Consider the following 13592-nt stretch of genomic DNA (forward strand, 5'->3'; position numbering starts at 1 on the left):
GTTTCACACGCGTCTCAGTGGCACCTTCCTGCTCTGTCATGTCCCTGGCGTAGTCGGATTGGCGGACAAAACTCGGCACCACGATGCCGATCCAGACCGGCATTCGTGCGGCACTGGATTCCATCGGGTGCCGTCGTCGGCGTGTCGAAACAAAGCAGGCAAACATGTCGGCAACTGCTGCTTGACTGACTCGCGTGTCCCCAGAACCCGACGTCCCCCGAGTCGAGCTGCGTCGCGTCGCGGCTGCTCAGTTTCAGATCTACGACCACACCGTGGGTGCATACCTGGTCACCGACGATGACGCGATGGCGCAATGGGTCGAAGCCCTGTGCTCCACCGCGCCCTCGACTGTGGCTGCCGACATCGAGACACGCGGACTGGACGTCAACAAGTTCTCGATCACCTGCGTGACGGTGGCATTTCACCTCGGCGCCGACACCGTGTCCCTGCTTTTGGACCCGCTACGCCGGCCCCAGCACCGCAAACTTCTCGCCCAGGTCTTCGACCATGCCGCGGCGTTGATATTCCACGGTGCTTGCTTCGACGTCGCGCCGCTGTATGCACACCGGCTGATGACCCGTGCACATATCCGAAAGTTGGGTGACACCCTGGTCGCCGCCCGAATGGTGAAGACCTACGACAAAGCCGGACGCACACTGGAAGACCTGGCGATGGCGTACCAACTGATGAATGACGACCGGACGACAATGTCGGAAGTGTTCGCTGTACGGGGGTTGAAGAAGGACGAAGGCTGGTGGGCCACCGACATCGACACACCCACGTACGCCGTTGGCGCGATGTCGGACACCGTGGCGACGCTGCGGCTGTGGGGCACCCCCGGAGTAAGTGGAATCGGAATCATGGCCACCGCTGCTCGGTACCTGACCACCCCAGACCTGGGGATGGGTGGTCGCGGTGTGCTCAACGCCGATGACGCCGAGCAGGTGGTCGAGGACGTTCAGCAGGTCAACCGGATCGTCCTGGAACGCACCGCCCGCGGCTATGCCGTCGACACCGAGTTTCCGGAGCGGTTCCGCGAACAGACGGTGGAGCAGGCGCGGGCAGCGGCGCAGCTGCTGGCCAACGCGGGCATCCGCCCAGGCAATGGCCGGGATCTGGTCAACGCACTAGATGCGCGTGGCGAATTGCCCCAGCCGTGGCCAACCACCCCCACCGGGCAGCTCAAGGCCGACAAAGACGCGCTGAAGATTTTCACCGACGACGACGCGGTGCTGCGATCGGACCTGGCGCTGGCGCACCGCACGGTCGCGGGGGTCGAGAAAGTCCTTGGCTACGTCTGCAAGGTGAAGGAGAACGCCGCCCCCACAGGACGTTTGCACCCTGAGATCAAAATCCTCGGCGCCAACGCCACAGGCCGCATGTGCTTGCCGGAGAATCAACGGTTGCTCACCCGTCGTGGCATCGTCGACGTCGATGACATAAGGCTAGGCGACAAGACCCTTGATGCGGACGGGAATTGGACCACAGTGCGTGCGGTGCATCGCTACACCGATGCGCCGGTGAGTACCTATCGGCTGACAAATGGGATGCACTTCACGTGCACTCCGGAGCATCGTTGGGTGACTGAGGATGCAACGGCACAAACACATCTCAAAACGCTCGACGCTCTGACGGAAACTGACACGATTCGGTTGACCCCGCCGCCGTACATCGCCAGGCAGCTCGGCGCAGACGCGATCAAGTCGGTGACGGAGGCATGGAATAACGGTGCCCAGTCGATGGCAGCTGCGGCGGCATGGAGGAAAGAACTCGAGCTTCAACAGTGCGCCGCGATGGCGGGAGGCGCATCCCTCTCCGTCGTGCGAAAACAGCTCCTGGAACGACGCTCCGCTGACTTCGCCGACCGGCTGAGGGATCAGGGCAGGCTGCCGAATCAACCGCTCCTGTGGGCGTTGGAGGCGCCGACCGCCGATCTGGCGGGCTGGGTGAATGGTGCGGGCTTCTGTCACGAAAAGGGTGCCCCGCCGCACTCTTTCGACGAACAGTGGGGGGCCGCGGCTGCGGTGGCGATGTACCGCCTTGGAGTGTTGTCTCGCGTGAGTGGTGGGCTGGTCGAGGTATGGAACTTCACCGATGTACAGGTTGCAGAGGAACCGATGCCGCTACCTGGCAGTGGACGTGCCGACGTCTGGTGCGTTACCACTGATGCCGGCACCTTCACGGCGTGGGGATCTCGGGGACCGTACTTGACCGGCAACTCGGCGTCCAAGCCGGAGATCCAGCAGTTTCCGAAGGAGGCACGCGGGATCGTCGTGTCCGACGCCAGTGACTGGGTCAGCGCGGACTGGAAGTCGATTGAGCCGGTGATCCTAGCGACGGCATCAGGTGATGGTCAGTTCCTCGCCGACATGCGAGCTGGGAAAGATCCCTACGAGCCGGTCGGCCAAATGGCCGGTATCGATCGCAAACTGGCGAAACGCAAGATGCTTGCCGACATGTACAGCCAGGGCCACAAGGCAGCCGCGCTGCAGTACGGCTGGACTCTGGATCGGGCCAAAGAAGTCGCGTGGGCGATCCGGGACAGTCTTCCCATTCTTTATCGGCTCATCGACGCTCTGAAGCACGAGTCGAAGAACGTCGGCAGGGTGGTCACACTGATGGGGCGTGTTGTCAATCAGGAATTCTCGTTCTATGACAACGGAATTCGAATGAACGAGGTGGCGTCGAGGATCGCGCCGAACCATTTCTGCCAAGGGTCTGCGCTTGATGTGATGCACTATTCGATCCTGGAACTGGATCGGATGGGCTTGTCCGACCATGTGCACCTGTGGATGCATGACGAGATCGTCGCAGATAAAGAGATTGCCGATGCTCTGACCCACGTGATGGCCACCCCGCCGCCGTTCCTGCAGCGCGCGGCTGCGCAGCGAGGGATCGAGGCGTTTCTGGCCGTCGACGTTAACGAGATGGGGAAGCGGTGGGAGTACGTCTGATGGACGACGCTGTCATTCTCGACATTCACTGGCGCAGCGGCAATATACCCAATCTTCCCCGGATGGTTGGACCTTTCACGAGTCAGGACGAGGCCGTGCAGTGGGCACATTTGAACGCACGGCGGTCACTGTGGCAGGTGCATCCGCTGACCTTCCCCTACTTGTGCAGCGGCGAGTCACTTGGCAAGGGAGACAACAATGCTCGGATCTGACCCGATCGCTGCGCTGCTGGGTGCAGGCATGGATCCGCGCCTGCCGGAGGTGCTGTGGAAAGGCTATCTGCGGCGGCTGGTGAATGCGGGTGCCGCAGTGACGATGCTCGGACCGGACGTGGTGGTTCCCGACGACGCCACCGACGCTGAGCGGGCAGGACTGGCAACGCTGGTGAGCACCTATCCCACCGGAACGCAGATGCCTATGGAAACAACCGGGAAGTTGGCGGGGGCCGGACTCATCGACGCTGCCGCGGAGCGAGTCAACGTCCGTGTCGGTGCCTACTACCGGCGAATCAATCGCACCGTGGGTAAAGATGTGGCAGCGGGTCTGTGGCGCCGAGGAGCGATCACCACCTCGGCGGCGATCCATGCCGGCGCGTCGAACATGGTGGCGGTGATGATCGGTGATGCTGCGTCGTTGCGGGTGTGGCGACAATGGTCCATGCAGGCTAGTGGCGATGGCTACGAACGCCACAGTGCACCAACACTGTTGGTGCCGCAGTTGCGTGGCGGCGGGATGTATCTGTTCCGCACCTCGGAGGGTGACCGTATCGATCCATTGACCATGGCAGTCACCGGCTGGGAGGACTGCTCGATCACGGTGACATCTGGCGACATGCTGGTTCCTGTCCCGCCGACGTGCCAGAACGGCGCACCGGTGACGCGGCTGGGGCCGTGCCGCATGCTGCCTGGGTGGCTGCGTGAATCGCTGTTGGGCTACGGCGTTCCGCCGCAGTCGGCTGCCGCGTAAACAGCTGCACGACAAAGCCCCGCGACCTATACAGTCGCGGGGCTTTGGTCGATGTGTGAAGCCTCAGCCGGCAGTCGCCATGCCGGGGCCCTGGTTCATGTCGAAGGAATGGATGTCATCCATCGAGGTGTTGAGCACGGTCACCATCTGGGCGTCCACTTCCTCGTTGGAAGTGATTGCGGCGTTCTGCTTGTCCGAGAACTCCTTGACCGCATCCGAGGTGGTGCCTTGCAGGGCGCCGCCGGTCATCTGCGTGTACTTGTCGAGCAGCGTCGTCGCGGAGCCGGCGATCGCCTTTGACAGGTTCTTCATCTGCGCGATGGCGTCAGTTGTCCCGGCGATATTGAGATCGATCATTCCACCACTCATAAGAATCTCCTTGTCGTTGAGGCGTGGTCGGTGGGCGGGTGGATCAGACGGGCCGGTATACGGCCTGCTTGGCCGCTTCGGCCTGCGCGATCTGCTGCTGGGTGTACTTGCCCAGCCCTTCGAGAGCCTGGTTGCCCGTGTTGATGAGATCGGTCATCTTGGGCATGGTCTCGGTCTCGAAGCGGTTGAGGACTGCTGTCGCGCCTTCGGACTGGAAATGCACATGCGCGATCTCGGTGATCACCTTGTGCTTGTTGTCCGTGGCCTGTCGCAGGTTGACGAGTTCGCTCAACATCGCGTCGCTGATGGCCGCAATTTCATCCTGCGTGAGTCCAACCTTCGGGTTGGTCATGGCTAACCTCCGTGTGTCGTCGCTAATGGGCGATTACGGCCGATGCTAGCGCAGATTTGCCGATCACCCGCCTCGGTATGCGTGTCGTAGAGCCTTGATGCCTTCCTCAATGCCAGCTGCGTTTCCCCTGGCATAGGTGATGCGCCGCAACGGTCCAGTGCCTGAGGGGTACGAGGCAACTATCCCTTTGCCCCGCAGAAATGCCAGCGCTAGCGCGGATGGAGCCCCCCGCTGGGTGTCCACGTCGTTGGTGCGAACAGTGATCTGGGCCAACGCGTGAACGGTAGAGGTGGCGATCTCGGCGATCGCGTCGGTGGCCGCAGCAGGGGTGCGTGCGGCGGCGAGTACTTTGCGGGCACCTTTGCGGACTCCGGCGCGAAGCTCTGCGTCGGCTGCGCGCTCATCATCTGTGGCGTCTTCGTCAGGCTCTGCGTCAATGAGCTTGGCCGTGGCCGCCGACGTGGCAAGCTCATCGGCGACAGCCCCCGGCAGCACCACGCTGGTGCGCAGCGGATACTCAGGCCAGATCCCCTGCGGATCGAGCAGACCCAGTACCGCTTCGGCAGCATCAGCAGTGTCATGGATACGCCGCAGTCGGCGTGCGAAGACAACGGTGTTGTTATTGACCAGAGTCGTCACCACCTCGCGGTCGCTGATACCTACCGCGAACGACACCCGAGGAACATCGCGCACCGCGGCGGACAGCCCGAACTTCTCCAGTACCGCGGGCAGCTTTTTGGGTGCGCGCCGCTGGGCGTAGAGCAGCACTGTCCCGTACACGGTGAGCTCGGAGAAACCTGTCACCGCACCGAACATGTCGGCCGCCTCGGCGGTGATTTGGCCATCGCCGCTGAGGGCCCCCCACGCTTTGAGGTCGAAGATCACCTGTGCTTCAGAGATGAACAGATGCGGCAGGACGAGCCCCAATTCGACGGGCATGCGCCGCACCATGTTCTTGGCCGCCAGCCACTGCCAGTGCGAAACAGTGAACCACGGCGAAACCTTGGTGACCGGCGACGACAAAGAGTTGTCAGCGCTCAGCCAGCCTCCGACCGTCCGAAACCCTCCATCAGGCGCCGTGTCAGGTCCCGGAACAAGGGTGTCCATCGCGTCACGCAGTGTCGAGGAGACGCGGACGTTCCCGCCTCCACCCATGCTCACGCCTTCACGTGCGGCGTGGGCGATCGGCGCCAGTGCCGGATTAGCCTCGACGGCCTGCGAGATCAACTCCCGGCGCACTTCTTCGGGGTCGGCGGTGTCTGCCGGCTTGGCGTGAGCGCCGGTGTCTTCGGCTTGCGTGTCGGGCACTGAACCGGAGTCCGTTTCGACGGGGCCGACGATGTCCGGTTCGGCTTCGTCGGTCGCCGCTTCGGCCTCAAGATCGGGGTCAGGGCGATCCTCGAGGAGCGCTTGCAGGCGTGGGTCAATCACATCGCTGATCGTGACGGCCCGGACTCAGTCGACCGGCACGCGGCGCGCCCTACCCGAGCGCGTGTCCCTCATAGGGAACCTGCCGCGGCAGCGTCGTCTGATCATTTGACGAGATCGCCGATAGGGGCGCGGCTGCAGGAGCCGGCGGCGCAGGATCGCTCACTCGAGCTGGTGCCGGTGGCATCGCGGTAGCCGCAGCAGGTGACATGTCTGTCGGGGGCAGCGGAGCTGTCGAAGCGGGCTGATCTGACTTCGGGGCCGGCGCGTTCGGGGGATCCTGGGGGGCTTCTGCACTTGATGTGTTCACGGTGATGGCGGGCATGGAATCCCCGTCTACCCCATTGCGTTCGGGCACCACGGGAGCCGGGTTGTCCGGCAACAGCTGCCCGTCCGGACCGACCGGTTCTTCTGGCAGTTCCGGCAGCGGGATCGCCGAGATAAACCCGTCGTCCCCCAACACATCGGCCAGGTCCTCCACGAGACCCGTCGCGGTGAGCACCAGATCGTTGCCGAGATAGATGCCTGAGGAAACAGCACCGATGACCGCGTCACCGACCTGGACATCCGATGGATCGAGCGCATCGCCCAGGGAGGCGATGTCCATTCCGGAAGCTTTCGCGGCGTCGACAACCGACATCGGCGACCCTCCGCTGGCCTCGGCCATGTTCAACATCATCTCGCCAATCCGCGGGTCAGGAACATCCTTGACCTGTACGTTGCGCCCGTCGGCAGAGACTTCCAAAGCGAACGGTTTGACGGTCCTCTTCGACAGCGGGACTGCATCCTTGTCGACTTTGCCGTTTCCGTCCTTGTCGGCCGGCTTGCCGTTGGCATCCAGCTGGTGCGGGCGGGCATCGGTACCGGGTGCACCGAGATGTGTCGGAGCTGCGGGGCCCGCTGGTGTGGGGGTCGCCGACGTGGCAGCGGCCCGGTCAGTTTCGGCTGCGGCAACCGCCGCCGGATCGGCTTTGGCGTTGCTATTCGCGGTATCGCCACGCAACGCTTTGAGGACGTCGTCGGGGAGTGCGGCGGCTTTCTGGGCGGCCTCGGTGAGCGGAGCCGCGGTCTGCTGTGCGGCGTTGGCGGCTTGCTGCGGAACCGCGGACGCCTGCTGCGCGGCGGTGGAGGCCGGTTGTCCCAGTGCCGAAAGTAACGCTCCGAGGTCGTTGTTGCCTTTGGCCTTGGCCCCCGAACCTTCCGAGCCCGATGGTGTCGCCCCCAGCTTGGGGGTCGAAGCTCCGGTGCCGCCGGTGCTCCCGGTCACCCTCGCCTTGTCGGCCGCCGCTGTGGGAGTAGCGGCAGTGTTCGCGACCGCGGCCGATGCGTTCTCCACCGGCACTGTGTCAGGCTTTGCGATTGACCCTGCGTACTCCTGGATCTTCTGCGCGGCTTCGGTCGGAGCTCCCAGGCCGGCGGGTACGGTCACATCCGGCAGCTTGGTGAATTCCCCATGCAACGTGAGCCGTTTCTTGATGTTGAGACCAGTGGTGCTGCCGTAGTCCCGCTGCAGGTTGGACACGATGTCACCGATGGCCCGCCGGATGGTGTGGTTGCTGTTGCGAAGCTCCTGGAAAGCGTTATTGGCGCCAGTTCCTGCACGCCAGATCTGCTGCGGAACATCAGCGGACGTGTGCAGGCCGGCGGCAAGCTGGTCGAACACCGGAGCGATGCGTTCCAGCTGCTTGGTGATCTGCTGCTCACCGCTCTTCTCGAACGCCCGGCGTAATGCGTCTAGAACCCCCAACGCCGCGGTTACTTTCTTGTCCGCGGCGGTGAACGCCGACCCGAGCGTGGAAATGTGGCTGCCGGTTCCGCTCTCGGTCGGGATGGCAGCACCGGATGGGTTCCACGCCTGTGACTTCTCCATATCGACGTGGAAGTGTTCCAGGTTGACCTTCTGCAGCGCGTCGTCTCGTGCGTTGAGCGCCGCCTCGTCGCCGTAGGTCAGGCCGCCCTCGTCAGTAAATCCGGGGAGGTACTCGTTAGACGGCAGCCACCAGCGACTGCCGGCGAATGCCGGCGCGGCGTTGAACGCGGTGTCCGCCGCCGAATCGCTGGCTTTGAGCACCGATCCTTTCGCGCCGTACGCGTCGCTGTCAGGGATCTGGGTCGTGGCATCGGTGCTCCCATCGATCCTGGGCTGTTTGGCGTCGGCATTCCTCAGGACGTCCTGGGCATTGAGCGTCTTGGAACGGGAGCTGTAGGGACCGTCATTCAATTGATTGTTGGCCGTCGCGCGGAAATCGATCGCAGCGTCGATACCGTTGCGGCGACGAATGATCGCTTCAATCTGATCGAGCAGGGACTGGCCGGTCGCCCCACTCCGCATCGCCACACTGTCGATGCCGTTCCACTTGGCGATCAGCTGGGTGAGGGTGGCGTCGGTGCGAGACTGCGCGTCGGTTAGAGGTGCCATCGCTATCAGTACCCGACGCCTCGGCCCGTGCCCCGGGCCATGAACGCGTCCAGCCCGGAACCCGTGGCCAGGTTCACGCCGTACTGGACGCGGATGTAGCGCCAGGCCGCGGCGATGTTGGCAACCGGGTCGTAGATCGCGGTCGAGGTTCCGGGGGCGTGATATGCCGCGAACGTGCCGGGGATGGTCTGCATGGGGCCGCGGCTGCTGTTGTGTGGTGCGCCGTCGGGCTGGGCGGCACCCCAGGCATTGGAATCCCAACGGTTCACTGCGTTGGTCGATCCACCGGACTCACCTCCGATGATGGTGCGGGTGGCCGCGGTGAACCGTGGCGTCAACTCCGGCGCCACCCCAGCTGCGTTGAGGCCCGCGACAATGTCGGCGTCGCCGACGGCGGCAACCGGATGGGCGCTGTAGTCGACAGCGGCCTTGTCGATCGCGGTGGCGGGCACAGCCGGGTGCTGGCTCGGTTCCTCAGAGACGAGCACCAGCGTCCGCGACGGTGTCGTTCCCCCAATCGGGTCGGTGACTGAGACAGCCTGAACTGGGATGGCGCCAGAGAGCAGCGACTTTCCTGGCTCAGGCACCGCCGGGATCGGTGTAGAGCCGACCTCGGCCGGGATAAGCACGACGGGACGCGTCTGGGCGTCGATCGGAGCCATGTCCACTTCGGCGGGACCGGGGGCCGTGCCGTTCGCTGCTCCGTGTGCCAGCACGGGCGGTTCAGCGCCCGGGGCCTCGAAAGTGAAAGGTTCGGTGAATGCGCGAGCCTCCGGCGCCGGGGGACCGTCGGGTACGGGCGCCGGCAACGCCCACAGCTGATCAACGGCCTCCGGGCCCGGGACGTCGAACGTAGACGGATTGGGAGCGGCAACGGTGTCGTCGGCGCTGGCGATACTGGCGCTGATCGCGCCGAGTGCCATGGCGGCGGCAGCGGGAAGAAGGATCCGCGTACCGGTGGACAGCGGGGGCATCGTCAGCAGAGCTCCTGTGTTTTCGGGGCGCGTGTGCGCCGATGCCGGGAAACATAGGTCGTCGGCATCTCAGGAACTGCCCGCGGCGCGAGCAGGTAGATGCTGCGAAGCCAGGAGCATGATGCCGGTGGTGGTGCAGCGGAAGTTTTCGTATGCGTCGCGTTAGCCTGCGGCCATGTCGACCGCACACCCAAGCAAACCCTGGATCGCCAAAGTTGCTTCTGTTGTTGTTTTTGGTGCAGTGGCCTCCATGGCGACCGTCGCGCCCGCCGGAGCTGACCCTTTGCCCGGTGGGCCTTGGGTGGCGATCGCCGGGGTGCACGGCGCATCGCAGCCCGTCGAAGTAACTGCGGCTGACTATCCGCAGCCGGGAATTACCATCGCCTCCCAGGTGGATGAGACCGAGGCGCAGAACTGCACCATGTCATGGCCGATCGTGGCGACCACCGACGATCCGGGCTATCTGACAGCGGGCCACTGTATGGCCGCTAAATCTGCCCCGCTGTGGATGTATACCGCCATGAACAAGTCAGCGCGAGAACAACTTCCACCGTTGCAGAGCTACGATCGCGGATACGACCGGGACGGGGTCTATCACGACGCCGCGGTGTTCTTCTTGTCGGCCAGCCAGCAGCAGGGGCCCTACGGTGTCGAAATCGCCCCCGGAGTCAGACTGCGCGGGGTCCTCGGCGTGGACGCGGTGCGGTCACTACCGGCAGGAACTCCGATGTGCATGAATGGCGCCCGTTCCGGTCTCACCTGCGGTCCCTTGGTGAGAGCCACGTCTGTACAGGTGCGCTGGGGTGGCTCGGCGGTCCACGGCGACTCCGGTGCCCCTGTGTTCGTCGTCGACGAGAGGGGAGAGGCGATGGCCGTGGGGATGCTCGCCTACGGCCCGACCGACACCGACAACTACGTCACCTACCTGGCTCCCGTGCTCAAGCGAATGGGGCTGCGCCTGGTCGTCGACAATGACGCAAAAGGAACTGACCGATGAGCGACCCCACGTGGTGGCGGCAGCCCGCAACCCCGAAACATGCAGCGGCGGCTGCACTCTCAGCGGCGCTGATCCGAGTCGAACCGGTGCGGGCGCAGTCGGCCCGGGCCCTGTACCCGCTGATCGCCGAGTCCTCTTCCGGGGACGGTGTCACGGCCCGCCGCAAGGCAAGTCCACTCTCAACACTGATGCAGGCACTGATCGACTCCGACCAGCGGTGCACAGACCTTGCGCTGGCCTGCGAACAGTGGCTCATGCATCCGTCGACGGACACCGGCGCCGCGCTCGTCGTCGCGGCCGGCTCACTCGAAACCTCGCCGAAAGAGAAAGAGCTGGCATGGTTGTGTGGGGCCGGGATCGATGTCGCGATGGCCGAAGTAGCCCTCAACGGTCTGCGCGACGCCTCGGATGCGTCCTGCTCACTCATCGCCGCGGGGTGCGCTCAGCTGATTCCGCGGGTGTGGGTGGCCCGACAGCTCGGGGTGTCCCGCGATGCGCTGCACCGCCGGATCCGCACTACCGGTGCGGACGACTGGCGTCACCTTCTCGGGGCGTTCACATCTCCTTGCACCACCTGATCATCGCGGCTTGCCGCTGAACTCCCGACCGGCACCGCTGGAGCGGGATCTGTAGCGCCACTGCGACGCCTCCGGATGCTAAATGGCGGGGTTCCGGCCGCCCTATTCGAGGACAGACGTCTCACGAATGCCGCGCCCATCTGTTCGAACAAACTTTCGACATGCCGGTTCTGCTGTCCGGTTCCTGTTTCGTCTGGATTTGTCGGGTGAAAATTGTCCCGGCCGCGCTGAACCTCCCCGTATTTCGATGTAAATTTCCCGTTTGACCTGCGGTAACTGTCACCGATCCGGTCAATTCACTGTTCAGCTGGGTAAACACGCATCTGTCGTGGGAATGGGGGGTGCCTCCGACAGCGGATATTCTCTGTTTCAGAGAGAATGCAGGTAAAGATATGTATCTAGAACAACTAACTAATGAGCTTTCACCTATAGACCCTGTTGCCTTCTGTCACGCCGAGCTGTCGGAGGCACCCCCCATTGCCACGACAGCTACGCATTGCTGCAGGTGAACCGCAAAGTCACCGATTTGCTGACAGTTACCGCAGGTCAAACGGGTAATCTACCGCGAAACTCGGGGAGGTCTAGCGAGCGGCGAACCGCAGAGAAGACGAACACCGAGTAGGCGTTTCGGAAGGCATGGATGGGTGCGCGGTGAGTGCTCATTGCGGTGATCCGAGTGACGGTCTCGCGCCGTAGGCACCCAAACTGCGACGGGTTCCTACAGTCACCGTCTGTGATCGAGTTTCTCTTGCACCCAGCGGTCCCGCTAGCACTGCTGGTGTTGTGGGGCGCGGTCTGGTGGGCCCAGCGCAATACTCCGCCCGTGCTGCCTCGGATGGATCGCCAACGGGCCCGGCCCGGAGATCTGGCCGCCGACGGCTCGACGGCGACCAGCAAGACCGAACAGCGCGTGCGCCAGGTCATCGAGAACGCCGGCTACCGGACCTACCCGCAAGGCACGCTGATGTGCATGGGGCGTGACAGCGCAGGGAAGAACCGATTTTTCACGCCCGATATCCTTGTGCGAAAACCGTTCTCGGTGGTGGAAGTCGACCCTGAGCGCTGGCACGGGACCCCAGAGCGTGTGGCCGAGGACCTCATGCGCAACCGGTTCTACGCGTCTCGCGGACTGAGAGTCGTGCGGGTTCGCATCGCCGGCACGCAACCGCTGAGCCCCAACGACGTCGTGATCGCCGATGCAGACTTCATCCCCGAACGCCACGGGGCCGCTCTTCTGCGCGCACTGCGCGGTGCCCGCATGTTGCCACCGCGGTACTGGGACAGGCGGGCCTCCTGACGCACCGCGCGATTCACGGCGATACTGGGCCGGGCGGGGGCCGAATAGGCGCGAGACACGAAGCTCAGTTCGTGGCGGGTGGGCCGCCGCGTGTGAAGATCGCCGTGTGGAATCAGTGAGAGACAAGGAATATCGCGCGGTGGCCGACCAGGCCGACGCTTCTCGCAAGAAGGCGGCCGAGACGTTGGAGGCGCTTCAGAAAGCGTCCACCCAGCCAGATCCGATGCAGATCGCGCTATTGTCGGCATATCAAGAGCAAGCGAAGATCGATGCGTTGCACAAGATCTCGCACGAACTCGACTGGGTAAGGGACGCGATCGAATCCCGGTAGATGTGAGAGAGCACAGCGGGTAGTCGCCGCGCGCTGCGGGATGAACACAGCGACGTGACCGTGCTGTGTCGGCGTGTCGTGCCTGCAGATTGGGCGAAGGGCCGCGCTGGTTCCTAGTGTCTGGGCATCTGTTCAGCAGCGATGCCACCACCGAGAGGGCCCAGATGACCGCCACCACCTGTGACCACCTGGTCTACACAGACAGCGAGGCGAGCACTTTTCGCCAGAACATCGACAAGATCGCCACGCGGGCAGCTGCAGCTCAAGCTGAGATCGTTGCTCTCGGTGGGGCGCATGACGGCGCGCCGGCCGACAAGAATGCGGCGCTTGCCCAGGTGTACAGCGACCTGATGCGCGACATCGACATGATCGACAGCTGAGCTGGCGAATTCTGCTCCGGGTGAACCGCTGACACGACATGCCGGGGCCGTCGGCAGACCCGGGTATTGCGCTGACAAAACTTGTATCAGCGGTGTTTTGACCGCGCGTCGAGCGAAATCGAAGACTGACGGAAGTGCTGACATGGACAGTGGAACTTTGACGCTAGAAGCGCACCTTGCCAAGCATCGGCCGACCCGGTGGCGCTCGTTTTCGAACGACAACGAAATTCTCCGGTGCTGCGGGCAGAACTTTGGTCGATTGACGGGGAGGCCGAAACGCACCGATCCCGATCCCTATGACCTATGGGCACAGCACGTCGCCGAGACCTACAACAAAGCCAATGCAGCAGAAGGATCGACGATATGAAGTACACCGTCGTCTTGGCCTCCAGCTCAACAACAGTGATCGACGTGGAGGCAGATACGCCAGAGGAAGCCCGGGAGCGGGCGTGCAATGAAGCCTATGTCTCACTGTGCCACCAATGTTCAGATTCCGTTGAGGTCGGAGACGATTGGGAGCCGACACAGGTGACAGACGACTCACACG

The 13592-nt window shown here is 63.7% G+C and carries 13 protein-coding genes; 8 read left to right on the top strand and 5 right to left on the bottom strand.

The window, feature by feature from the left end:
- Positions 1-194: 194 nt before the first annotated feature.
- The 3 genes from ACNQR1_RS19065 to ACNQR1_RS19075 are packed head-to-tail and all read left to right on the top strand — an operon-like array spanning position 195 to position 3920.
- Positions 195-2954 (top strand): DNA polymerase, encoded by a 2760-nt coding sequence (locus tag ACNQR1_RS19065; protein ID WP_076111796.1) that lies wholly within the window; start codon positions 195-197, stop codon positions 2952-2954.
- Positions 2954-3166, top strand: coding sequence for a hypothetical protein (locus ACNQR1_RS19070; RefSeq protein WP_131827743.1), 213 nt, complete (start codon positions 2954-2956; stop codon positions 3164-3166). Before ACNQR1_RS19065 ends, ACNQR1_RS19070 begins: the two co-directional genes overlap by 1 nt.
- On the top strand, positions 3153-3920 hold the full coding sequence (locus tag ACNQR1_RS19075; RefSeq protein WP_019344666.1) for a hypothetical protein: 768 nt from the start codon (positions 3153-3155) through the stop codon (positions 3918-3920). Before ACNQR1_RS19070 ends, ACNQR1_RS19075 begins: the two co-directional genes overlap by 14 nt.
- 63 nt (positions 3921-3983) lie before the next feature.
- Here the strand turns inward: ACNQR1_RS19075 and ACNQR1_RS19080 are convergent, their stop codons facing one another.
- The 5 genes from ACNQR1_RS19080 to ACNQR1_RS19100 all read right to left on the bottom strand — a co-directional run bounded on the left by ACNQR1_RS19080 (position 3984) and on the right by ACNQR1_RS19100 (position 9462).
- Positions 3984-4289: a hypothetical protein gene (locus ACNQR1_RS19080; protein ID WP_070945678.1), complete on the bottom strand. Its 306-nt coding sequence runs from the start codon at positions 4287-4289 to the stop codon at positions 3984-3986.
- 43 nt (positions 4290-4332) lie between these two features.
- Positions 4333-4641, bottom strand: a complete 309-nt coding sequence (locus tag ACNQR1_RS19085; protein ID WP_019344664.1) for a hypothetical protein — start codon at positions 4639-4641, stop codon at positions 4333-4335.
- A 63-nt stretch (positions 4642-4704) separates the two neighbouring features.
- Entirely contained in the window at positions 4705-6072 is a 1368-nt protein-coding gene (locus tag ACNQR1_RS19090; protein WP_076111797.1) for a hypothetical protein, read from the bottom strand.
- Between the two features lie 49 nt (positions 6073-6121).
- Complete coding sequence (locus tag ACNQR1_RS19095; protein WP_076111799.1) at positions 6122-8488, bottom strand: hypothetical protein; 2367 nt, start codon at positions 8486-8488, stop codon at positions 6122-6124.
- A gap of 5 nt (positions 8489-8493) precedes the next feature.
- The gene (locus ACNQR1_RS19100) at positions 8494-9462 is read right to left on the bottom strand and encodes a transglycosylase SLT domain-containing protein (RefSeq protein WP_076111802.1); all 969 of its coding nucleotides are present in this window, start codon (positions 9460-9462) and stop codon (positions 8494-8496) included.
- 175 nt (positions 9463-9637) lie between these two features.
- On the opposite strand from ACNQR1_RS19100, the gene ACNQR1_RS19105 reads away from it, so the two are divergent.
- The 5 genes from ACNQR1_RS19105 (at position 9638) to ACNQR1_RS19125 (ending at position 13045) form a co-directional block, all read left to right on the top strand.
- Positions 9638-10459: a S1 family peptidase gene (locus ACNQR1_RS19105; RefSeq protein ID WP_234802118.1), complete on the top strand. Its 822-nt coding sequence runs from the start codon at positions 9638-9640 to the stop codon at positions 10457-10459.
- Positions 10456-11037 (top strand): hypothetical protein, encoded by a 582-nt coding sequence (locus ACNQR1_RS19110; protein WP_076111804.1) that lies wholly within the window; start codon positions 10456-10458, stop codon positions 11035-11037. Before ACNQR1_RS19105 ends, ACNQR1_RS19110 begins: the two co-directional genes overlap by 4 nt.
- Before the next feature lie 733 nt (positions 11038-11770).
- A complete protein-coding gene (locus ACNQR1_RS19115; RefSeq protein ID WP_076111806.1) occupies positions 11771-12334 on the top strand; it encodes a hypothetical protein in 564 nt (187 codons plus the stop codon).
- Positions 12335-12440: 106 nt separating this feature from the next.
- Positions 12441-12665, top strand: coding sequence for a hypothetical protein (locus tag ACNQR1_RS19120; RefSeq protein ID WP_076111809.1), 225 nt, complete (start codon positions 12441-12443; stop codon positions 12663-12665).
- A 164-nt stretch (positions 12666-12829) separates the two neighbouring features.
- Complete coding sequence (locus tag ACNQR1_RS19125; protein ID WP_131827744.1) at positions 12830-13045, top strand: hypothetical protein; 216 nt, start codon at positions 12830-12832, stop codon at positions 13043-13045.
- Positions 13046-13592 lie beyond the last annotated feature (547 nt).

Origin of the sequence: Mycobacterium sp. 48b (assembly GCF_048282725.1) — a bacterium.
Lineage (GTDB): Bacteria > Actinomycetota > Actinomycetes > Mycobacteriales > Mycobacteriaceae > Mycobacterium.

Excerpts from the sequence above, each read along its gene's own strand:
- ACNQR1_RS19095 (WP_076111799.1), bottom strand. The coding sequence starts at position 8,488 with ATGGCACCTCTAACCGACGCGCAGTCTCGCACCGACGCCACCCTCACC.
- ACNQR1_RS19110 (WP_076111804.1), top strand. The coding sequence starts at position 10,456 with ATGAGCGACCCCACGTGGTGGCGGCAGCCCGCAACCCCGAAACATGCA.
- ACNQR1_RS19075 (WP_019344666.1), top strand. The coding sequence starts at position 3,153 with ATGCTCGGATCTGACCCGATCGCTGCGCTGCTGGGTGCAGGCATGGAT.
- ACNQR1_RS19085 (WP_019344664.1), bottom strand. The coding sequence starts at position 4,641 with ATGACCAACCCGAAGGTTGGACTCACGCAGGATGAAATTGCGGCCATC.
- ACNQR1_RS19080 (WP_070945678.1), bottom strand. The coding sequence starts at position 4,289 with ATGAGTGGTGGAATGATCGATCTCAATATCGCCGGGACAACTGACGCC.
- ACNQR1_RS19125 (WP_131827744.1), top strand. The coding sequence starts at position 12,830 with ATGACCGCCACCACCTGTGACCACCTGGTCTACACAGACAGCGAGGCG.
- ACNQR1_RS19105 (WP_234802118.1), top strand. The coding sequence starts at position 9,638 with ATGTCGACCGCACACCCAAGCAAACCCTGGATCGCCAAAGTTGCTTCT.
- ACNQR1_RS19100 (WP_076111802.1), bottom strand. The coding sequence starts at position 9,462 with ATGCCCCCGCTGTCCACCGGTACGCGGATCCTTCTTCCCGCTGCCGCC.
- ACNQR1_RS19070 (WP_131827743.1), top strand. The coding sequence starts at position 2,954 with ATGGACGACGCTGTCATTCTCGACATTCACTGGCGCAGCGGCAATATA.